Here is a 20,371-nt window from a genome sequence, read left to right on the forward strand (position 1 = left end):
TCATTCCTTTTCTCTATGAATACTTGCTAAATCTCTTGGTCGAACAATGCCTACTAACTCACCATTAGGATGGCCACTTTTACTAATAAGCACAGCTTCTAAGCGTGGCTGCTCCCGAAACATTTGTTCAACTTCAAAAACGGTTGCTTCAATTGAAACAAATTGATAGTTGCTGCGTTTATAATTTGATGCCAACAATTCTCGCACCGTTCGGTTGGCAATGTGAACTTCGCCTTTGGTGCTCTCAATGGCAAACCATACACCAATCCCTCGAACCGTGATTAATCCTTTAAATACACCTTTTTCATAAATCGGAAATTGAGAATATTGTTTTTTTGCAATAATCGTTAATAACGTTTCTAAAGAAGTGGTGATTTCAAAAGCTGTAACACGTTTCGCAAATTTAGGCACTACTTTTTCTGGTTTTGTTAAAGCTTGTTCAATCGTTTCAATTCGTTGAACTGCCCATTCGTTTGGCTCTGCAATTACAAAATCATCAGCAATTCGCTCATGAACGATGGCATTTCTTAACTGAGCCATTTGAAGCAAATCCTCTTCAAATTGAGCAATCTGTCCTTTTTCTTTTCGGGAAAGACGTCTTGTCATTTCACTGAATCCCATGTTGACAGGATTGTTCAGTCTCTCTCTCATCCACTTTTCAATGCGATTAAAGTGTGCTAAAAATGTATCTGCTCGTTCCCCCATAGTCGTTGCTCCTTATAATAAACTACGCAATAAATTTCCGTCATTATTTTTTATTGAGCTACTTTCAAGTATATACTAAAAATAGGTCTCAGGAAAGAGCGGCTTTAAAAGAGACCGCTCGCTTGACCCGTTTCGTCCACATCCATATTTAACGCAGCAGGAACCTTCGGCAAGCCAGGCATCGTTAAAATGTCACCCGTTAACGCCACGATAAACCCTGCACCGATTTTTGGAACTAGTTCACGAATTGTAATCGTAAATCCTTCTGGCCGTCCTAATTTTTGAGGATCGTCAGAAAGTGAATACTGTGTCTTCGCCATGCAGATTGGTAATTGATCCCAACCATTTTTTGTAAAGTCTGCGATTTGTTTTTGCGCTTTCGGAGAAAAAATCGCCTGTTCCCCGCCGTAAATCGTTTGTACAATGGCTTGAATTTTTTCTTCAATAGTTTGGCGAGGATTATATAAAGGTTGAAACTGTTTTGTATCGGCTTCAATCTCTGCTACTACTGTTTTCGCTAGATTCGTGCCACCTGCGCCACCTTGCGCCCAAACACTTGTTAACTCGACGGGCACGCCTAACGCTTGGCAGGCTTCTTTCAACAGTTGAATTTCCTTCTCTGTATCCTGTGTAAACTCATTAATTGCAACAACTACTGGTACATCATAACGTTGCATGTTTTGAATATGTTTTTCTAAGTTGGCAAAGCCTTTTTGTAACGCTGGTAAATTTTCTTCTGCTAACTGATCTTTCGCCAAACCGCCATGCATTTTCAACGCGCGAATCGTTGCCACAATCACAACGGCATCGGGTGCTTTTCCTAAAGAAGGTACTTTAATATCTAAAAATTTTTCGCCACCTAAGTCGCCACCAAAACCTGCTTCTGTTACGACATAATCCCCTAGATGCAAAGCCGTTTTTGTCGCTAAAATACTGTTACATCCATGAGCGATATTGGCAAAAGGACCACCGTGAACAAAAGCTGGAGTTCCTTCAATCGTTTGAACTAAATTAGGTTTTAAGGCGTCTTTTAATAATAAAGTCAGCGCACCTGCCACGTTTAAATCTTTAACCGTCACCGGCTCTCTTTGGTCATTATAGGCGACAATAATCCGACTTAAGCGTTCTTTTAAGTCCGTTAAATTTTGCGCTAAACAAAGAATCGCCATAATTTCGCTTGCCACAGTAATATCGAAACCGTCTTCTCTTGGTACACCTTGGAAAGGACCGCCTAAACCAACAACGACCTGTCTGAGCGCACGATCATTTAGATCCACTGCCCGTTTCCAAATCACCCGTCGAGAATCAATCTTTAATTCATTTCCTTGCTGTAAATGATTATCTAGTAACGCAGCTAAGGCATTATTGGCTGTCGTAATCGCATGCATATCACCAGTAAAATGCAAATTGATTTCTTCCATTGGTAATACTTGTGCGTAACCGCCACCTGTTGCGCCACCTTTAATCCCCATCACAGGACCTAATGATGGTTCTCTTAGGGCAATAACTGTTTTTTTATTGATTTGATTTAATGCATCTCCTAAACCAATGGTCACGGTTGACTTTCCTTCTCCTGCTGGTGTTGGATTAATCGATGTAACGAGGATTAATTTACCTTCTGGTTGCGCTTCTAAGGATTGAAGCGTTGGAAAATCTATTTTCGCTTTGTATTTTCCATAAAGTTCGAGCGAATCTTCTGAAAGACCGATTGTTTCGGCAATCTCTTGAATAGGTTTTAATGTTGCTGCTTGTGCAATGTTAATATCTGTCTTCATAACGGACCCCTTTTCAATTCTTTATCGTCTTTGTGACACATTGTTTCTTTTAAATTATAGCTTGTATTGAATAGAATGGCTAGAATAACCTTTTTTAAACAACCCAACCATTGACGTTTGGTAGCCTTTTCTCGTATAATGAAAGTGTCTTTACAAATCTAAAAGGAGCGTGAATTGGATGCAAAAAGGAATTGTCAAATGGTTCGATAACAGAAAAGGTTATGGTTTTATCGTTTACAACGAAGAAGATGAGATTTTTGTCCACTTCACTGCTATAGAAGGTGATGGATTCAAATCACTTGATGAGAATCAATCTGTAGAGTTCGAGATAATGGAAGGCAATCGTGGGCTACAAGCAGCACATGTCAAAAAAATAGATAACTAAAAAAGCTGAACCAACAGCGCTTAGCTCCAAAAAGTAAGTAAACGTAGCGTTTGTTTCAGCTGATTATTTTAAGATTTTGAGAGTGGGTCACCAGTCGTTTCGACTTATGACTCACTCTTGTTTTTTTCTTCTTTTTTATGAAGGCCCAAAGAATGATCTTCTGCTACCTTCAATTCAGGCTTTTTTACCTTAAGTGCCTCAAGAAATAACGGAATCGTTTTCTTTTTCATTAAAAAGACTTTTGAGCCTTCCTTAAATTCTGAGGAAAAAATTTCGATGCTTTTTTCATTGTAGGTTACTTTTTCTATCTGAGAAAGCGGAAGTGCTTTTTTGCGAAACCACAAAACATCTCTGACAATTAAAGATGTTTCTGTCATATTAAAAGACCGCGCAATTCCTAGATAAGCAAACACAAAAAATGGAACCATCACCAGATTACTAATCAAGTAAGGACCATTATTTTCCAATGCTAAAATTAAACTAATAAATAATATACAAAATGTGCAAGACCAGTAAATAATTGTTGATGCTAATTCTGGCTGCCAATAGAATTTCTGTTTTTTCATAAAGTGCCCTCACTACTTCTGGATCAACGCCGCTAAATTTAAATATGTTATAATAGTAACATACTTTTTTTAAGAACAAAAAGAAATTAGGAGTAATTTTATGTTAAGAATTTATGTAGATGCTGCAACAAAAGGCAATCCAGGTGAATCTGGCGGCGGTATCGTTTACCTCACCGACCAATCGCGGCAACAATTGCATGTGCCTTTAGGCATTGTTAGTAATCACGAAGCCGAATTTAAAGTGCTGATTGAAGCTTTAAAAAAAGCGATTGCCAATGAAGACAATCAACAAACCGTTCTTCTCCACTCAGATAGTAAAATTGTTGTCCAAACAATTGAAAAAAACTATGCTAAAAATGAAAAGTACCAGCCTTATTTAGCAGAATATCAACAACTAGAAAAGAATTTTCCTTTGCTCTTAATCGAATGGCTACCTGAAAGTCAAAACAAAGCGGCCGATATGCTTGCACGGCAAGCATTACAAAAATTTTATCCCAATAAAAAGTAGCACTGTTTACTTAATGCTTTTCCTTTATTAATTTGATAATTAAACACGTGGAGCAAAAATTCCAAGTGATTTTTGCTCCACGTTTAAAAACAGATAAACGGTTCTGTCTCGACTTCTTCTTATAGCCACTTATTCTTTTGTCGTTATTTCCGCAAATTGCCCATTGGTTAGCGAAAGGATTGCTTCAGGCGCTAATTCAATTTGCATGCCACGTTTGCCTGCAGAAACAATAATTGCAGAATATTGTTGAGCTTCTTCAGCCAAATAGGTGGGAAATTGTTTTTTCATCCCAATTGGTGAACAGCCCCCACGAATATAGCCTGTGGTTGCTTCTAAATCTTTTAAGTGAAGCATTTCTACCTTTTTGTTGCCACTAGCTTTCGCTAATTTTTTCAAATCTAATTCTTGATTACCAGGAATGACAGCCACGACTGGACCTGTTTTATTACCTACTGTAACCAAGGTTTTAAAAATTCGTCCTTTTTCAATACCTAAACTTTCAGCGACACTTTCTGCACTTAAATGATCTTCACTCCAAGCGAATTCATATTCTTTATATGGTACTTTATGTTGTTCCACCATGCGCATCGCATTCGTTTTTTGTTGTGTTTTTTTCTTTGCCACTTTTTTCACCTTCTGAATCACTTGTTTTGTTCGAATGTCTTTAAATAATTTCTTAATACTTGTACGGATAGTTGGCCTGGTGCAGACGCTTGCTGGGCGGAGCCAAAAGTTAGTGCCGATCCGAACAGTTGACCTGTTACGCGACTAATCATCCCTAACTGTCCCATTGACATAGTAACGATTGGAACGGATGCATAATGGGTGTACATTTCATTGGTTGCTGAAAGTAACGTAAGTACATCTGTCGCATCTTGTGGCATCACAGCTATTTTACAAATATCTGCCTGACGCATTTGCATTTGGCGTAACCGCGCGACAATCTCCTCTTGCGACGGTGTTTTCTGAAAGTCGTGATTACAGAGAACAATTTTAATCCCCGCCTTTTTAGCTTCGTGAATTAACGTATCTGCCGCCAGCGGATTCGCAAATAATTCAATATCCAATAAATCCAACGCACCCTTTTTTACTAATTCATGATACAATGCAAAATAATTTTCCTCGGAAAAAGCCATTTCGCCGCCTTCTTTTTGTGTACGAAAAGTTAACAATAACGGTTTTTGCCCCAACCGTTCCATTACTTGTTGTGAAAGATTACATACATCGGAAAAATCAGCGACATTTTCATAATAGTCTAAACGCCATTCCACCAAATCACAATCTAGTGTTTGGCTCGCCGTTGCTTCGGCCAAAATATCCTCGGCTGTTGGAGCAACAATGGGCACCACAATTTTGGGATTCCCTTCACCTATTCGCACATTTTTGACTATAACTGGCTTCACAGTTCCACCTAACTTCCTCGTTTGTTTTTCTCTCTTCATATCATACCATTTCTATTCTTTTTTGCAATTTAAAGAGCTACAAAGACACCTAGAATTAGGAATTTCCTAACACTAAATGCCTTTGTTTGGGTTATTTAACTCTTTCTATTGTTACGTTAAACTTCCGTACTTTGTAACTGATACATATCCGCATAAAGGCCACCTTCTGCCAGTAACGTTTCGTGCGTTCCTCGTTCTACAATCTGCCCTTTGTCTAAAACTAAAATCAAGTTTGCGTCACGAATCGTCGAAAGGCGATGCGCAATCGCAATTGTCGTTCTCCCTTGACGCATTTTGGCTAATCCTTCTTGAATCAATCCTTCTGTTTCTGTATCAATATTAGCGGTTGCTTCATCTAAAACTAAAATTTTGGGATCAGTCACAATCGTTCGTGCAAACGAAATTAATTGACGTTGCCCGCTAGAATAACTCGCTCCTCGTTCAATGACTTTCGCATGATAGGTATTGGGTAACGTGTGAATAAATTTATCTGCCTGAACAAATTCCGCAGCCTGTTTAATTTGCTCATCTGTAATATTGGGATTCAGTAAACGGATATTTCCAGCAATATCTCCATAAAACATGAAAGCGTCCTGTAATACTAAGCCCATCTTTTCCCGTAATTCTGTCATGGGAAAATCACGAATGTCACGATCATCAATTAAAATCTGCCCTTCATAAAATTCATAGAAACGCATGAGTACATTAATAATTGAACTTTTACCACTTCCTGTATGACCGACTAAAGCGACGGTTTCCCCGGGATTTGCGACAAAGCTAATATTTTTCAATACTTCGTTTTTGCCGTCATAAGAAAAAGTAACATTGCGAAATTCAATTTTCCCGCGAATAATTTCCCCATTCGCACCTACTGATTGTTGCGGCGTTAATTCTTCCGTATCCATAATTTTTAAAATACGGCTACCTGCGACAATCCCATCTGTAAAGATACTTAGGAAGTCCATCATTTGCGTCATCGGATTAAAAAAAGCTTGGACATACGTTACAAAAGCATAAATCATCCCCGCTTCAACAGGTGAATGTAAAGCATCGATGCCAAACATAGTTAAGGCCAATGCAATCGCCAACGTATACAACAAATTAATGATGGGACTTAATAATAACGAATTCATACGAATCATTGCTACTCGTGTTTTTAAATAATCATCATTGGTTTCCTCAAATTCTTTTTCCAAACGCTTTTCTTGGCGAAATTGTTGAATGATTTGCATACCAGAGATGTATTCATTTAGTTTGGTGTTTAATTGACTTAATTTTTCCCGCATACTGCGATATAATTTTGAACTAAATTTTTGGTAATACCAAATCACAACTAATAAAATCGGCAAGAAAATTAGACAATAAAATGAGATTTCTGGACTGAGTTGAAACATTGCAAAAAATGACGAGATTACGGCAAAAATTCCTGTAATCACCATTAGGAATACATACCAGAATTCAAACAATGTTTCTGTGTCATTTGTAACACGAGACACCGTCGAACCCGCTGGTGTTTGATCAAAATAACGCATACCTAAAGTGTGTAATTTTTCAAATAATTTCACTCGTATATATTGATACGTTTTTAAAGAAGCCATCGAATACAAATACCATTGGAAAAACCAAACAATACTTTTGACAATGACACCAAAGAAATAAATAGCAGCAAAAGTTAGAATCACTTGCATTGTAGCAGTTTTAGGCGTTAAATAATTATCCATAAAAACTTGAATGACTCTAGGCAAAAGAATATTGATAATTGATAAGCCAAATGCAAAGAGAATAGCTGTGTAAAACATGCGTCGAAACGGTTTGGCAAAACGAAACAAACGCTGAACAATCGTTAATTGTTCTTTCATCGGTAATTCTCTGGACCATTCGGATTGATACTTTTCTTCCATTAACTCTCACTCCCTTCAATTTTCGCTTCTAATTGCTGTTTTTCCCACATCCGCTGATACCAACCCTTCTGAGCCAGTAACTCTGGATGCGTCCCCCGTTCAATAATTTTCCCTTCATCCAACACTAAGATTTCTTTGGCATGCATGACACTACTTAAACGATGCGCTGTAATAATAGTGGTTTTTTCTTGGCGCGTTTCTTTTAGATTTGATAAAATCGCCTCTTCAGTCTTCGCATCGACTGCAGATAAGGCATCGTCTAAAATTAACAATTCTGGTTCAACAATCAAGGCCCGTGCAATAGAAATCCGTTGTTTTTGTCCTCCAGAAAGCGAAACGCCACGTTCCCCAACCATTGTGTCATAGCCTTCAGGGAATGCTTTAATTTCTTGGTTAATAAATGCTAATGCTGCCGCTTGTTCAACTGCTGCTTGTTCCAAGTGTGGTTTAGCAAAACGAATGTTATCTCGTACCGTCATGGAAAAGAGAAAATGGTCCTGTGGCACGTACCCCATTGCACCCATCAATGCATCTAATGTGTAATTTTTAATGTTATGTTTTCCAAAGGAAATCGTTCCTTGGTATTGGTCATATTCACGCATCAACAATTTCAAAATAGTGGTTTTACCAGCGCCTGTTTTGCCAACAATCCCCAAGGTTTCTCCTTCTTGCAACGAAAATTGGATATTTTCCAACGCCACCGTCTCTTCTTTTGGATAAGAAAAAGAATCAATCTTCATTGAAATTGTCCCTTGCGCCATTGTTTTGATGGCATCTTTTCGTTCGATAATATGCGTTTTTTCATGTAATAATTCGTTCACACGATCGTAACTAGCATTCCCACGTTCTAACACATTAAATAAGCGCCCAATCGCAAACATTGGCCAAACTAGCATCCCAATATAGGCAATGAAAGAGACCAACTGACCTAAACTAATCGTTCCTTCCATGATGAAACGACCACCAATAATAATTGTCAAAACATAAGAAACACCAATAATCAGCGTAATAAACGGATCAAATAGTGCATCTAAAAAGTTCGTTCGTTTATTTTTGACGATAGCATCATCAATTTTCTCTGTAAAATCAGCAAGATCTTCTTTTTCTTGCCCAAATGTTTTAATGACTTTAATTCCAGTAATACTTTCTTGTGTTTTATCATTAATCGCTGAAAAAGCAGCTTGTGAATCTCGAAAGGCATCATGCAACTTAGAACCTAGAACTCGTGAAGTGACGGCTAATAAAGGCAGCGGTAATAAAGCAATTAATGTTAAGCGCCAATCGACAAATAGAACCATTGCGATAATCGTTGTTCCTCCCGTAATCACAGAGTCGGCAAACGTTAAAATCCCAGCTCCAGCAACATTTTGGATGGCATTTAAATCATTGGTTGCATGCGCCATCAAGTCACCTGTCCGATATTTCTGATAAAAGATGCTATCCATTTTTGTGAAATGATGAAATAATTGAGTCCGTAGCTCTTTTTCCAAACGAGCCGCACTCCCCCAAATATGCATCCGCCAAATATAGCGAAAAAGATATTGGGCAAGCCCAGCACCAATCAAGAGTGCAACCCACACGATAATTTTCGTTAAGCGAATTTCTTTGTTAACGATTTCATCTACAACGACGCCAATAACTTTGGGCGGGACTAATTGAACAAGAGCGACCATCATTAATGAGAAAACCCCAATAATATAACTTTTTTTCTCTTGCTTAAAAAACCAGCCTAATTTTTTGAATATGGACATTCAGTTGTCCCTCCTTTTACTTTGTTGTTCTACGAAGACTACTTTCGAGCTAGAAGGTTTCTTCGTTATTGTTGTTTTTGATTAAACGTTTCGCTCTTTTCCTCCTAGATTATCCTATTCTCCCGCAAAACAACAAAAAAACGGACTGAAAATCAGCCCGTTTTTACACTTATTCATGATTACCTGAATAACCTTTACTATTTTCCTTGGTTTTTCATTTGTTGCATCATTTGTCTAACCTTTTTCTCTGACGGTTTTTGACCCATTGATGCCATCATCATGCGTAACATATCCTCATTAACGGGAGGATTTTTTTTGAAATAATCTTGCATATATTTGCGTGCAAGGAAAAAGCCCCCTGCAGCGCCTACTAATAAAGCGATTACTGCGATTAATACTACCCAACCTGTTGCCATTGAAACTCTCTCCTCTCCGTATAGTTTTGCTCTCAATGAATTATTTTACTAGAAATAGCAAAAAAAGAAAAGTTCTTTTTGCGGGATTTCTCTTAAATAATGAAAAAAGTCTGATTTTTTTGCAAAATAGTGATTAAAAGTCAAAAATATACGCTCTTAAATGTCAATAGGACCTTTAAGAGCGATTGTTGCTTTAGTTTTGTCCTTGAATTTTTTCTAATAATTCTGGATCAAATGTTTGATTTTTTAACATCGCAATTTCAAAGCCGTAAGGGGCCTTTTTATTTTTTTTGTCTTCTCCGACATAAGGTGTTTCTAAAATTTTTGGTAAAGCAGTTAATTTTTCATGGTGAACCACACCGTTTAAAGCTTCAAAACCAATAGTGCCAAAGCCAATATTGGCATGACGATCTTTATGTGAGCCCATAGGATTTTTAGAATCATTCACATGAATAACTTTTAAACGATCCAATCCGATAATTTTATCAAATTCAACTAATACGCCATCAAAATCATCTTTTACATTATAACCTGCATCATTAATGTGGCAAGTATCCAGAGTGACAGAAAGCTTATCATTTAGCGTAACTCCGTCAATAATCGCAGCTAGTTCGTCAAACGTACGGCCGATTTCGGTTCCTTTACCAGCCATGGTTTCTAAAGCGATTTGAGGGATTTGCTCTTTCCACAAGACTTCGTTTAGACCTTTAACAATTTGTTTAATGCCGGCTTCTGGACCTGCACCAACATGCGCACCTGGGTGTAACGTGATTTGCGTTGCTCCCAACGCTTGTGCTCGCTCAATTTCTTGACGCAAAAAGTCTACGGCAAAACCGAAATTTTCCGTTTTAATTGTATTACCTAAATTAATAATATACGGGGCATGAACGACGATATTACTTAAATTGTGTTCCTTCATAAAAGCTTGCCCAGCTTCAATATTCATTTCTTCAATCGGTTTCCGACGCGTGTTTTGTGGCGCACCTGTATAAATCATAAAGGTTGTTGAGCCATAACTAGCCGCTTCCTCGGCAGAGCCTAATAGCATTTTCTTGCCACTCATACTAACGTGTGATCCTAATAACATGTGGTTCCTCCTAATAATTCTTCTTTTTCTTTTGGTAGTGTTGATACTGTTGCAGCCATTCTTCTAGCGTGATTTTTGTTACTAATTCGCCAATTAGTTCATAGGGTATTCGCTTAGGATTAGTGAAGCGAAGACAACTTTTCCCCATGTTTAGCTTTGTTGACACTTGTTCCTGATAGGCTTCTTGAAACCAACTTCGGACGGCTTCATTTCCCATTAATCCCATGTGATATAAAGCTACTTGCCTTTTAGTAGCGCCTAAGCTGATAAATGGTAACGGTTCATCACCACGGTTAAGATAGCCTTCTGGAAATACTGAAAGCGGCACAACAAAGGTTGGCATGCCATATTGCATTGTTAATTCAAATCCTGCTGGCAAATTTTGCGAAACGACATCTAATACTTGCTGATAAGCAATTCGCCAGTTTGGTTCAACTGTTTCGATGTATGCTGTAACTGTTTCAATTGACTGCGCCATTATTTCTTCCTTTGCTGATAAAGCGCTTTGGTTTTATAGCCTTCTTTTAAAATGACTAACATTTCAGTTTGCCGCTTTTTCCGTGTCTCCGCTCGCTTTGCACTAAATACATACCGCGCCCACTCTTTTTGATAACCAGGCGTTAATGCAGCGAATGTCGCTGCAGCAGCTGGTTCTGTTTGTACCAACGCTTCAATTTCCGGTAAATATTGAACATAATCCCCAACAGCAGAACTGGTCTGATTCTTCGCTAGCTTTTTAAGAACATTCTTCATGCCGACAACCGTAAAAGTCTCATCTAAACTAACCATGCGATTAAATTTTAAGGTTGAGCCTTTAATATACCCATCTGCCTCGTTTACTTGTAATGTTGGAAAAATTTCATCTCGGTGGACAAAGGTTGGATACATTTTATTGCCTTTTTTCGGATAAGCCACATATAACAACCCATTTTCTACTAAATGTTGACCTTCAATCACCATTGAAACAATCTCTTGAAATTCCGCCATTGTTTTCACAAATGCAAAAATCAGCTCAACTGGTTCTGAGGGTAATTGCTGCGCGGCTGAAGCAAATTCAGATAGATACTCTCCCTGTGGTCTATTTAAAATAACTAGTTGCTGATACTTCGTTAAGTTTAACTTTTCGACAATTGATTTCATAACCTACTCCTTATAGCGACTGCACTTTTTATTCTAGCATAGCACAAGTTATCTGTAATTGAATATGCCCAATAGTAAAAAAGAGTTTTTTGTAACAGAATTAATCCCAATTTATCTTTTTTAAAAGCGAAAGCTTGGAACCTGTTGTCTAAACGACCTTCGTCCCAAGCTTTCATTTTTTTAGTATTTTAACAAGAAATATTTTTTCTTACCGCGACGAATCACAGTAAATTGTCCTTCGATTTTATCAGTTTCTGTCAATTCAGCTGCTAAATCTTGTCTACGTTCTCCATTGACGTAAATCGCTCCATTTTGAACATCTTCACGGGCTTGACGTTTGGATGGTTCTATTTTTGAGGTAACTAATAAGTCGACTAAACTTAATTGATCCTCTGGTTGCACCTCATACGTCGGTACATCTTTAAAGCCTTGTTTAATTTCTTCTGCTGTTAAGCTTTGGATATCCCCGCTGAATAAAGCTTCTGAAATTTTAACCGCTTGATGATAGGCTGCTTCACCGTGGACTAAAGTAGTCACTTCTTTGGCTAACGCTTTTTGCGCAGCACGTTGACCTGGGTTCGCTGTAAATTCTTCTTCAATTGTTGCAATTTCATCCAATGTTAAGAAAGTAAAGTATTTCAAGAATTTCACGACATCACGATCATCTGTGTTAATCCAGAATTGATAAAATTCATATGGCGAAGTTTTTTCCGCATCTAGCCAAACTGCGTTTCCTTCTGTTTTACCAAATTTGGTACCATCTGCTTTTGTAATTAAAGGCATAGTTAAGCCAAATCCTTGAACTTCTTGTTCTCGGCGTAATAATTCAATCCCTGAAGTAATGTTTCCCCATTGATCACTGCCGCCTAATTGCAATAAACAACCTTCTGTTTCGTACAATTTCAAGAAATCATACGCTTGTAATAATTGATACGCAAATTCAGTATAAGAAATTCCTGTTTCGATTCGACGTTTCACACTTTCTTTACTCATCATATAGTTAATTGTAAAGTTTTTTCCAACATCACGTAAGAAATCAATTAACGAAAGCTCTCCAAGCCAATCATAGTTATTTGCTAGAATCGCTGGATTTTTTTCATCTTCAAAATCGATAAAACGTGACAACTGGCCCTTAATACTTTCAGACCAAGCTTTCACTGTATCAAGTGTGTTTAAACTACGTTCTGCATCTTTGAATGATGGATCACCAATCATGCCTGTTCCGCCACCAACTAAAGCAATGGGCACATGACCATTTTGTTGGAAACGACGTAACATAAGAATTGGCAGTAGATGCCCGATGTGTAAACTGTCTGCCGTTGGATCAAAGCCGATATATAATTTAACAGATTCTTCATTTAATTGTTTTTGTAAGGCTTCTTCATCTGTGACTTGGTAGACCAACCCACGGGCTTTTAATTCTTCAAAAAAAGCTGAATTCATGATTTTCCTCCTATAGTAAAACATAATAATAGATCAAATTCCCCTATTCATAGTAACCGATTCTGTCACACTTGAAAAGTCAAAAAATGAGATTTCCCTATTTTCTCTTAAGTTTTTTCAACAAAAAATGGCAATTGGTGTAGAAACTATTCATAGAAGCTTTTTTTTGCTATAATAACACAGAATGTATCATTTTATTGAGGTGAAGCTTTTGAAAAATAATTCAAGTAACAATAAGCAAAAACCAACGACCTCTTCTGGCGGCAATGTCTTTTTACTTATTTTAAATGTCATTATTCGCGTTTTTCAGTCATTAGTGGTTTTTGGGGTTATTCTGATTGTCTTAGGTGGCTCTCTTGGCTTAGGTATTGGAATGGGCTATTTTGCTTTTCTAGTTGAAGATACACAGCCCCCAACGAAGGAAGAATTGCAAAAAGAAATCAGTGATATTACCGAAGTGTCAAAAATGACTTACGCAGATGGTACTCCGATTGCTAACATCAAATCAGATTTAATTCGGACACGAATTAATGGCGATCAAATGTCTCCATTGCTAAAAAAAGCCATTATTTCAACAGAAGATGAATATTTTGAAGAACATCATGGGGTGGTACCAAAAGCGCTAGTTCGAGCGTTGATTTCTGATGCGACAGGTATCGGCGGTTCTTCTGGTGGTTCAACATTGACTCAGCAATTGGTCAAGCAACAGATTTTAACTGATGAAACGACCTTTAAACGGAAAGCCAACGAAATTTTATTAGCTTTACGTATTGAAAAATACTTTTCTAAGGACGAAATCGTGACAACTTATCTAAATGTCTCCCCTTTTGGTCGTAATAACAAAGGTGAAAATATTGCAGGCGTGGAAGAAGCAGCCAAAGGACTCTTTGGTAAAAGTGCCAAGGACTTGAATCTTCCTCAAGCGGCCTTTATCGCAGGACTTCCCCAAAGTCCCATTGTTTACACGCCCTATACTAACACTGGTGCCTTGAAAGACGATTTGTCTTTAGGAATGAAGAGAAAAGATTTTGTTCTTTTCAGTATGTACCGAGAAAAAGCTATTTCGCAAAAGGAATATGAAGAAGCCAAAGCTTACGACTTGAAAAAAGACTTTTTACCAACTGAACAGGCCAATGTCAATACAGAAGGCTATCTATACTATACGGTGTTAGATAAAGCAGTTGAGATTGTCATGGATTTAGATATGAAAAAAGCTAAAGTTAATCGTGATGATTTAGATCAAGTTGGTTTAGATCAATATGAAGAACAAGCACGTCGCGAAATCCAGTCGCAAGGCTATACAATCCAATCAACCATTGATCAGAATATTTACAACACGATGCAAACCGCTGTCGCAAATTATGGTTATTTGCTTGATGATGGCACTGCAGATGTCAATGGGAATACAATGATTGAAACTGGCAATATTTTAATGGATAACGCTACTGGTCGTATCCTTGGTTTTATCGGCGGCAGAAACTTCGATATTAATCAAAACAACCATGCCTTTAATGCCGATCGTCAAGTTGGTTCTACGATTAAACCAATTTCTGTCTATGGTCCTGCGATTGATCAAGGAATCATTGGTTCTGAAAGTCGTCTGGCCAACTACCCAACGACTTATGCTGATGGTCGTGAATTTGTTAATTCCACAAATGTGGATTTAAATCAATTCGTGACTGTTCGGAATGCCTTGAATTGGTCTTTCAATATCCCTGTCGTTCATGTTAATAATGAGCTAAGAAAAAAAATGGGTGATGATAATTTCTCTTACAATCACTACTTAAGTAAAATGAACTATCCAGCTTCAGATGCTTGGGCTTACGAATCTGCGCCATTGGGTTCAGTAGAAACAAATGTTGTAACACAAACAAACGGCTTCCAAGCGCTTGCTAACAAAGGTAAATATCAAAAAGCCTACATGATTGAAAAAATCACAGACAATAGCGGACATGTGGTCTACGAACACAAAGATGAAGGAACGCAAGTTTATTCACCGGCGACCGCTTCTATTATGAATGACTTGTTGCGCTCAGTGGTGGATTCTGCGAATACGACAAAATTCAAACCAACGTTAGCTGGCTTGAATCCTCATCTAGCTAGTGCTGATTGGGTCGGAAAAACTGGGACAACTGATGAGTTTAAAGATTCATGGCTGATTGTCTCTACCCCAACTGTGACACTAAGTTCTTGGGCAGGACATGATCTACCAGCACCAATGACGATGACCAGCGGCGACAATAATGGGAATTATATGGCGAACTTAGCCAACGCGCTGTACTATGCGAATCCAGAATTGTTTGGCATTGGTCAAAAATTTGAATTAGATCCAAGCGTTATTAAATCAAAAGTTTCTGAATTTACTGGTGAAAAACCTGGCTCAATTACCTATAATGGTGCCAAGTTCAACACACCTGGCAAAACAACGACTTCATACTATGCCAAAGATGGTGCACCACAAAGTACCTATAAATTTGGGATCGGTGGAACAGACAGCAATTACGCTTCTTACTGGGGAAATCTTGCTCCACGTGCCACTACAAATAATAACAACAATAACAATAAAAACAACGATAATAAAAAGAATAATAATTAACTCGCTAAAATGAGCCAGAAAACGTATTTTTCTGGCTCATTTTTAGGTATCAAAAAACGGCTAAACTAAGAGTTAACGCTCTTAGTTTAGCCGTTTAATTCAATTTATTTTGTTGAACCTTTTTGATCAATTCCATAAGGTAAAACAACTGTTTTTTCTTCAATTTCTTCTTTGTTCATTAGTTTTGTTAATAAACGCATTGACACGGCACCGATATCATATAAAGGTTGTGTAATACTTGATAGACGTGGACGAGAGACTTCTGTAAGCAATGAGTTATTGCTTGTAATGATTTCAAATTCTTCTGGAACTTTCACACCAGCATCTAGCATCCCATCTAATAAGCCAATTGCTAGCTCATCATCTGTAACAAAGGCAGCAGTTGCCCCACTATTACGGACACGCTCAGCCAAATTAATGCCTGCTTTAAATTTATATTCAGATTCAAAAACTAAGCCTTCATTATAAGATAAGCCATTTTCGGCTAAAGCTTCTTTGTAGCCTTTCATTCGGTTTTGACCATTAATTGGATCGATTAATGCACCACTAACAAAAGCAATTTTTTTGTTTCCATTTTTCGCTAAAGTCGCTGTTGCATCTTTCGTTGCTTCTGTGTAATCAATATTAACGCTACCAACTTGTTCGTCTGGATCAATTGAACCTGCTAAGACAACAGGTGTTTTTGAACGTGAAAATTCACCACGAATATCATCTGTAATGCGATGACCCATAAAGATAATCCCATCTACTTGCTTGGCAAGTAAATTGTTTAATACAGTAACTTCTTTTTGATCGTCTCCATCTGAATTAGCTAAAATGATATTGTATTTATACATTGTAGCTACGTCGTCAATGCCACGTGCTAATGAAGCAAAAAATGCATTACTAACATCTGGAATAATGACACCCACTGTTGTCGTTTTTTTACTTGCTAAACCACGTGCGACTGCGTTAGGACGGTAATCTAAGCGATCAATCACTTCTAAGACTTTTTTACGCGTTGCTGGTTTTACATTGGGATTACCATTGACAACACGAGAAACAGTAGCCATAGATACATTTGCCTCTCTAGCAACATCATAAATTGTAATTGTTTGTTTTTCCATGTTTCTTCTCCTATAAATATGAATTTGTTCTCATTTTCTGAAAACACTGTTTACATTTCTTTCCTAGCCTAGAATATCAAAATTCTTCTATTTTTGCAACCGTTTTATCGTTTTTTCATGAAAATTTACTTTCCATTTCAAAAGGAACTTTTTGTCATTTCATGTTATGATAGTACTGTGATTCACTTCAGAATAAAAGAAAGAAGGATGTTTTATGAATCAAGAAAAAATTGCCGATTTAAAAAATTGGATGCACCAAGAAAAGATTGACTTCACTTATATTAGTGATCCTGGTCATATCGCTTACTTTTCCGGTTACGAAAGCGAACCTCATGAACGCGTGTTAGCTTTGTTTATCGCTGCGGACGACCAATCATTTTTATTTACACCTGCATTGGAAGTCGAAGATGCCGAAAAGAGTAGTTGGACTTATCCCGTTTATGGTTATTTAGATAGCGAAAATCCTTGGGAAAAAATTGCGGCTTTATTAAATAAACGAACACAAGGCACACCACGCTTTGCTTTAGAAAAACAAGCTCTTTCTTTAGCTCGTTTCGATCAATTGAAAACCTATTTCCCAGCTAGCGATTTTTCGCATGATGTTACGCCTTTAATTGAAAAACTTCAATTAATTAAAACAGAACCTGAAATTCAACGTTTACTAGAAGCTGGTAGTTGGGCTGATGTCGCTTTTGAGATTGGCTTCAAAGCAATTCAAGCAGGCGTTGCGGAACAAGAAATTGTTGCAGAAATCGAGTATCAATTAAAACGTCAAGGTATTCGCTCAATGAGTTTTGATACGTTAGTCTTAACAGGAAAAAACGGAGCTAGTCCTCACGGGGTACCTGGCGAAACAAAAATTGAGCCCCATGACTTAGTGTTATTTGATTTAGGTGTCGTTCATAATGGCTATTGTAGTGATGCCACACGAACAGTCAGCTACTTGGAACCTTCTGATTTCCAAAAAGAAATTTATGGAATTGTCTTAGAAGCACAATTAGCAGCAACTGAAGCGGTGAAACCTGGTGTTACAGCAGGCGAATTAGATGATATTGCCCGAGGTGTAATTACAAAAGCTGGTTATGGTGAATACTTTAACCATCGCTTAGGCCATGGCATTGGAACCACTGTCCATGAATACCCATCGCTAGTTCATGGCAATGATTTAGTCATTGAAGAAGGTATGTGTTTCTCTATTGAGCCCGGTATTTACATTCCTGGAAAAGTAGGCGTTCGTATTGAAGATTGTTTACACGTAACGAAAACAGGCTCCGAACCATTCACTAAGACAACCAAAGAATTGCAAATTATTCAATAGCATAAAAATAAAATGAGGCCATCAGTCAACCGGACTGATGGCCTCATTTCTAAATTTTAAGGTAAGCCGCTGAACAAAAGCAACACGATCCGTTGCTAACTTTCATAAGCTAAACGCTTGTTACCCTTTAAATTCTTTTTTTACGTCTTTCGCTGCATCTTTAACATCTTCTTTTGCTTCTGCAGCTTTTTCAGGAACATCTTTGGTGGTTTCTTTTGCTTCATCGACACCAGCAGAAACAGTTTCTTTGGCCGCTGCCGCAGAATCTTTAACGTCAATATAGATATCTTCTGCTGCATCTTCGGCAATTTCACCTAAATCTTCTGCGTGATCTTGAGCATCGTCAGCTGCTTTTTTAAATTGATCAGATAAATCACCTGTTTGTTTTTTAAAGTTATCAAGCATGTCGCCAGAAACACCTTGTGCTTTATCCAATGAATCTTTTGTTTTTTCTTTGACAGAACCTGCCAAATCAGAGGCTTGATCTGATAAAACGCCGGCTTTTTGTTTTGCGATTTCTGTTAATTCTGTTCCTTTTTGAACAGCATAATCTGTGTAATCTTGCGCTTTGTTTTTTAAATCATCTGTTTGATTTGATAAATCATCACGTAATTCTTTACCTGATTTTGGTGCAAGTAATAATGCGGCAACGGCTGCTGCTGTTCCACCAATTACTGCTCCTAAGAAAAATCCGCCTTTTTTAGCCATAAAAATCTCCTCCAATTAGTTATTTGTTTTTTTATTTTTTGAACGCATTGCTCTAAAAGCAGAACCGCCTACTTTACTCACTAAACCAGCTTTCGCTGTGCCTTTCCCTACGGTTCCTACCTTTGTAATCAAATGTTTACTTGAGGTGTTCAATTCAGAGACACTTTCGCTTAAATCAGCAACGGCCGTAAACAACGGATCAATCGTTGCCACTTTTTGATTCACATCTGTCAATAGTTCATTACTTTTAACAAGCAAGCCTTCCACTTGGCGACTCAATACATTCACATCGCTAGTCACGACTTTGATTGTTGTATTTGTTTCATCAATTGTATCTTCAATTTTTGAAACAACTTGAGAGACTTTATATAACACAAGTACTAAAAAGATGACTAAAACAACAAATGCTACCGCTGCAATTAAGGCAGCAATTTCCCCACCTGACATATCATTACTCCCCTCTGAAATTTTATTTATAATCTTAGGATAACACCAACTTATATTTTTCACAACTCATAAAGCTAAGAATGACAATTTATTTTATAAAATTCTCATGCCCTTTTCTTTAAGAAAAAAAGCGTAAAATTTCTTTCTAACGAATTGAAATTTTACGCTTATTTTTATTTATTTTTCTTTTGGTTGCTCTTTTTTCGCTAATTGAGCACCTAAATTAATAATGTATTCTCGTAAATTATCTTTTACTTCTGGATGAGTCAAACCATATTCAATGCTTGTTTTCATAAACCCAAATTTATCGCCAACGTCGTAACGTTCTCCTTTAAACTCACGAGCAAAAACGCGTTGTGTTTTATTTAAAGTGTCAATCGCATCTGTTAACTGAATTTCGTTACCAGCGCCTGGTTTTTGATTTTCAAGTACATCAAAAATTTCAGGGGTTAATAAATAACGGCCGATAATCGCTAAATCACTTGGTGCTTCCTCGGGTTTTGGTTTTTCAACAAAATTCTCGACATTGTATAGTCCTTTTTCGATTTCTTTTTCTGGGTTGATAATACCATATTTTGAAGTATCTTCATGGGGTACTTTCATTACCGCAATTGTCGAAGCATGTGTTTGTTCGTAATCATCCATTAATTGTTTCGTTAATGGCACTTTATCTTCCATTAAATCGTCGCCTAACATCACGACAAAAGGTTCATTGCCAACAAATGCTTTCGCTTGTAAAACAGCGTGTCCTAAGCCTTTCGGATGGGATTGACGAATAAAATGTAAATTAACATCCGTTGTTTCTTCGACTAATTTCAATAAATCGGTTTTATTTTTTTCTTTTAAGTTATTTTCTAATTCAACATTTGAATCAAAATGATCTTCAATCGGACGTTTGGCTTTGCCTGTCACAATTAAAATATCTTCGATTCCTGAAGCTAGTGCTTCTTCTACAATAAATTGAATCGTTGGTTTATCAACAATCGGTAACATTTCTTTTGCCATCGCTTTGGTAGCCGGCAAGAAACGTGTTCCTAACCCAGCTGCTGGAATAACTGCCTTTTTAACTTTCATCTT

The 20,371-nt window shown here is 37.5% G+C and carries 21 protein-coding genes; 4 read left to right on the forward strand and 17 right to left on the reverse strand.

The window, feature by feature from the left end:
• Together KQI94_RS00585 and KQI94_RS00590 are read right to left on the reverse strand one after the other, a co-directional pair.
• Positions 1-705, reverse strand: coding sequence for a CBS domain-containing protein (locus KQI94_RS00585; RefSeq protein WP_002360173.1), 705 nt, complete (start codon positions 703-705; stop codon positions 1-3).
• A 104-nt stretch (positions 706-809) separates the two neighbouring features.
• The gene (locus tag KQI94_RS00590; RefSeq protein WP_002369307.1) at positions 810-2,480 is read right to left on the reverse strand and encodes a formate--tetrahydrofolate ligase; all 1,671 of its coding nucleotides are present in this window, start codon (positions 2,478-2,480) and stop codon (positions 810-812) included.
• 178 nt (positions 2,481-2,658) lie between these two features.
• Here KQI94_RS00590 and KQI94_RS00595 point away from each other — a divergent pair, with 178 nt between their 5' ends.
• Entirely contained in the window at positions 2,659-2,865 is a 207-nt protein-coding gene (locus KQI94_RS00595) for a cold shock domain-containing protein (RefSeq protein WP_002357404.1), read from the forward strand.
• A 104-nt stretch (positions 2,866-2,969) separates the two neighbouring features.
• Here KQI94_RS00595 and KQI94_RS00600 read toward each other — a convergent pair whose 3' ends face one another.
• Positions 2,970-3,431, reverse strand: coding sequence for an EbsA family protein (locus KQI94_RS00600; protein WP_002357403.1), 462 nt, complete (start codon positions 3,429-3,431; stop codon positions 2,970-2,972).
• A gap of 100 nt (positions 3,432-3,531) precedes the next feature.
• Between KQI94_RS00600 and KQI94_RS00605 the strand changes: the two genes are divergently transcribed.
• Positions 3,532-3,939 carry a ribonuclease HI family protein gene (locus tag KQI94_RS00605; protein WP_002369306.1) on the forward strand — a complete coding sequence of 136 codons (408 nt, stop codon included), beginning with the start codon at positions 3,532-3,534 and terminating at the stop codon, positions 3,937-3,939.
• Positions 3,940-4,068: 129 nt separating this feature from the next.
• Here the strand turns inward: KQI94_RS00605 and ybaK are convergent, their stop codons facing one another.
• From ybaK to tyrS, 10 genes are all read right to left on the reverse strand, one after another.
• On the reverse strand, positions 4,069-4,584 hold the full coding sequence (gene ybaK, locus KQI94_RS00610) for a Cys-tRNA(Pro) deacylase (RefSeq protein ID WP_002382387.1): 516 nt from the start codon (positions 4,582-4,584) through the stop codon (positions 4,069-4,071).
• Complete coding sequence (gene aroD, locus KQI94_RS00615) at positions 4,581-5,342, reverse strand: type I 3-dehydroquinate dehydratase (protein ID WP_002357400.1); 762 nt, start codon at positions 5,340-5,342, stop codon at positions 4,581-4,583. Before aroD ends, ybaK begins: the two co-directional genes overlap by 4 nt.
• Before the next feature lie 155 nt (positions 5,343-5,497).
• Positions 5,498-7,282 carry an ABC transporter ATP-binding protein gene (locus KQI94_RS00620; RefSeq protein ID WP_002357399.1) on the reverse strand — a complete coding sequence of 595 codons (1,785 nt, stop codon included), beginning with the start codon at positions 7,280-7,282 and terminating at the stop codon, positions 5,498-5,500.
• Positions 7,282-9,033 (reverse strand): ABC transporter transmembrane domain-containing protein, encoded by a 1,752-nt coding sequence (locus tag KQI94_RS00625; RefSeq protein ID WP_002369303.1) that lies wholly within the window; start codon positions 9,031-9,033, stop codon positions 7,282-7,284. The genes KQI94_RS00620 and KQI94_RS00625 overlap by 1 nt, the downstream gene beginning before the upstream one ends.
• A gap of 197 nt (positions 9,034-9,230) precedes the next feature.
• Positions 9,231-9,449 (reverse strand): YneF family protein, encoded by a 219-nt coding sequence (locus KQI94_RS00630; protein ID WP_002357397.1) that lies wholly within the window; start codon positions 9,447-9,449, stop codon positions 9,231-9,233.
• A gap of 193 nt (positions 9,450-9,642) precedes the next feature.
• The gene (locus tag KQI94_RS00635; protein ID WP_002357396.1) at positions 9,643-10,536 is read right to left on the reverse strand and encodes a deoxyribonuclease IV; all 894 of its coding nucleotides are present in this window, start codon (positions 10,534-10,536) and stop codon (positions 9,643-9,645) included.
• 10 nt (positions 10,537-10,546) lie between these two features.
• The gene (locus KQI94_RS00640) at positions 10,547-11,014 is read right to left on the reverse strand and encodes a DUF1801 domain-containing protein (RefSeq protein WP_002369299.1); all 468 of its coding nucleotides are present in this window, start codon (positions 11,012-11,014) and stop codon (positions 10,547-10,549) included.
• Positions 11,014-11,676: a YdeI/OmpD-associated family protein gene (locus KQI94_RS00645; RefSeq protein WP_002369298.1), complete on the reverse strand. Its 663-nt coding sequence runs from the start codon at positions 11,674-11,676 to the stop codon at positions 11,014-11,016. The genes KQI94_RS00640 and KQI94_RS00645 overlap by 1 nt, the downstream gene beginning before the upstream one ends.
• On the reverse strand, positions 11,673-11,852 hold the full coding sequence (locus tag KQI94_RS16750; RefSeq protein WP_002365741.1) for a hypothetical protein: 180 nt from the start codon (positions 11,850-11,852) through the stop codon (positions 11,673-11,675). Before KQI94_RS16750 ends, KQI94_RS00645 begins: the two co-directional genes overlap by 4 nt.
• 4 nt (positions 11,853-11,856) lie before the next feature.
• The gene (gene tyrS / locus KQI94_RS00650) at positions 11,857-13,119 is read right to left on the reverse strand and encodes a tyrosine--tRNA ligase (protein WP_002357324.1); all 1,263 of its coding nucleotides are present in this window, start codon (positions 13,117-13,119) and stop codon (positions 11,857-11,859) included.
• A gap of 184 nt (positions 13,120-13,303) precedes the next feature.
• On the opposite strand from tyrS, the gene KQI94_RS00655 reads away from it, so the two are divergent.
• Positions 13,304-15,715, forward strand: coding sequence for a transglycosylase domain-containing protein (locus KQI94_RS00655; RefSeq protein ID WP_002382391.1), 2,412 nt, complete (start codon positions 13,304-13,306; stop codon positions 15,713-15,715).
• Positions 15,716-15,819: 104 nt separating this feature from the next.
• On the opposite strand, the gene ccpA is transcribed toward KQI94_RS00655, so the two are convergent.
• A complete protein-coding gene (gene ccpA / locus KQI94_RS00660; protein ID WP_002357319.1) occupies positions 15,820-16,821 on the reverse strand; it encodes a catabolite control protein A in 1,002 nt (333 codons plus the stop codon).
• A gap of 214 nt (positions 16,822-17,035) precedes the next feature.
• On the opposite strand from ccpA, the gene KQI94_RS00665 reads away from it, so the two are divergent.
• On the forward strand, positions 17,036-18,139 hold the full coding sequence (locus KQI94_RS00665) for a Xaa-Pro peptidase family protein (RefSeq protein ID WP_002361926.1): 1,104 nt from the start codon (positions 17,036-17,038) through the stop codon (positions 18,137-18,139).
• Positions 18,140-18,259: 120 nt separating this feature from the next.
• Here KQI94_RS00665 and KQI94_RS00670 read toward each other — a convergent pair whose 3' ends face one another.
• From KQI94_RS00670 to galU, 3 genes are all read right to left on the reverse strand, one after another.
• Positions 18,260-18,847 (reverse strand): YtxH domain-containing protein, encoded by a 588-nt coding sequence (locus KQI94_RS00670; protein WP_002381831.1) that lies wholly within the window; start codon positions 18,845-18,847, stop codon positions 18,260-18,262.
• A 15-nt stretch (positions 18,848-18,862) separates the two neighbouring features.
• Positions 18,863-19,294 carry a DUF948 domain-containing protein gene (locus tag KQI94_RS00675; RefSeq protein ID WP_002357316.1) on the reverse strand — a complete coding sequence of 144 codons (432 nt, stop codon included), beginning with the start codon at positions 19,292-19,294 and terminating at the stop codon, positions 18,863-18,865.
• Between the two features lie 177 nt (positions 19,295-19,471).
• Complete coding sequence (galU, locus tag KQI94_RS00680) at positions 19,472-20,368, reverse strand: UTP--glucose-1-phosphate uridylyltransferase GalU (RefSeq protein ID WP_002357314.1); 897 nt, start codon at positions 20,366-20,368, stop codon at positions 19,472-19,474.
• Positions 20,369-20,371 lie beyond the last annotated feature (3 nt).

The sequence above is a fragment of the Enterococcus sp. S183_ASV_20 genome (assembly GCF_018919685.1).
Classification (GTDB): Bacteria; Bacillota; Bacilli; order Lactobacillales; family Enterococcaceae; genus Enterococcus; species Enterococcus faecalis.

Bases quoted from the DNA above. Each gene is read 5' to 3' on its own strand.
- KQI94_RS00655 (WP_002382391.1), top strand. From the start codon at position 13,304: ATGTATCATTTTATTGAGGTGAAGCTTTTGAAAAATAATTCAAGTAAC.
- KQI94_RS00645 (WP_002369298.1), bottom strand. From the start codon at position 11,676: ATGAAATCAATTGTCGAAAAGTTAAACTTAACGAAGTATCAGCAACTA.
- KQI94_RS00675 (WP_002357316.1), bottom strand. From the start codon at position 19,294: ATGTCAGGTGGGGAAATTGCTGCCTTAATTGCAGCGGTAGCATTTGTT.
- ccpA (WP_002357319.1), bottom strand. From the start codon at position 16,821: ATGGAAAAACAAACAATTACAATTTATGATGTTGCTAGAGAGGCAAAT.
- galU (WP_002357314.1), bottom strand. From the start codon at position 20,368: ATGAAAGTTAAAAAGGCAGTTATTCCAGCAGCTGGGTTAGGAACACGT.
- KQI94_RS00640 (WP_002369299.1), bottom strand. From the start codon at position 11,014: ATGGCGCAGTCAATTGAAACAGTTACAGCATACATCGAAACAGTTGAA.
- tyrS (WP_002357324.1), bottom strand. From the start codon at position 13,119: ATGAATTCAGCTTTTTTTGAAGAATTAAAAGCCCGTGGGTTGGTCTAC.
- KQI94_RS00595 (WP_002357404.1), top strand. From the start codon at position 2,659: ATGCAAAAAGGAATTGTCAAATGGTTCGATAACAGAAAAGGTTATGGT.
- KQI94_RS16750 (WP_002365741.1), bottom strand. From the start codon at position 11,852: ATGAAAGCTTGGGACGAAGGTCGTTTAGACAACAGGTTCCAAGCTTTC.
- KQI94_RS00590 (WP_002369307.1), bottom strand. From the start codon at position 2,480: ATGAAGACAGATATTAACATTGCACAAGCAGCAACATTAAAACCTATT.
- KQI94_RS00670 (WP_002381831.1), bottom strand. From the start codon at position 18,847: ATGGCTAAAAAAGGCGGATTTTTCTTAGGAGCAGTAATTGGTGGAACA.
- KQI94_RS00625 (WP_002369303.1), bottom strand. From the start codon at position 9,033: ATGTCCATATTCAAAAAATTAGGCTGGTTTTTTAAGCAAGAGAAAAAA.
- KQI94_RS00630 (WP_002357397.1), bottom strand. From the start codon at position 9,449: ATGGCAACAGGTTGGGTAGTATTAATCGCAGTAATCGCTTTATTAGTA.
- KQI94_RS00585 (WP_002360173.1), bottom strand. From the start codon at position 705: ATGGGGGAACGAGCAGATACATTTTTAGCACACTTTAATCGCATTGAA.
- KQI94_RS00635 (WP_002357396.1), bottom strand. From the start codon at position 10,536: ATGTTATTAGGATCACACGTTAGTATGAGTGGCAAGAAAATGCTATTA.
- KQI94_RS00605 (WP_002369306.1), top strand. From the start codon at position 3,532: ATGTTAAGAATTTATGTAGATGCTGCAACAAAAGGCAATCCAGGTGAA.
- KQI94_RS00620 (WP_002357399.1), bottom strand. From the start codon at position 7,282: ATGGAAGAAAAGTATCAATCCGAATGGTCCAGAGAATTACCGATGAAA.
- KQI94_RS00600 (WP_002357403.1), bottom strand. From the start codon at position 3,431: ATGAAAAAACAGAAATTCTATTGGCAGCCAGAATTAGCATCAACAATT.
- KQI94_RS00665 (WP_002361926.1), top strand. From the start codon at position 17,036: ATGAATCAAGAAAAAATTGCCGATTTAAAAAATTGGATGCACCAAGAA.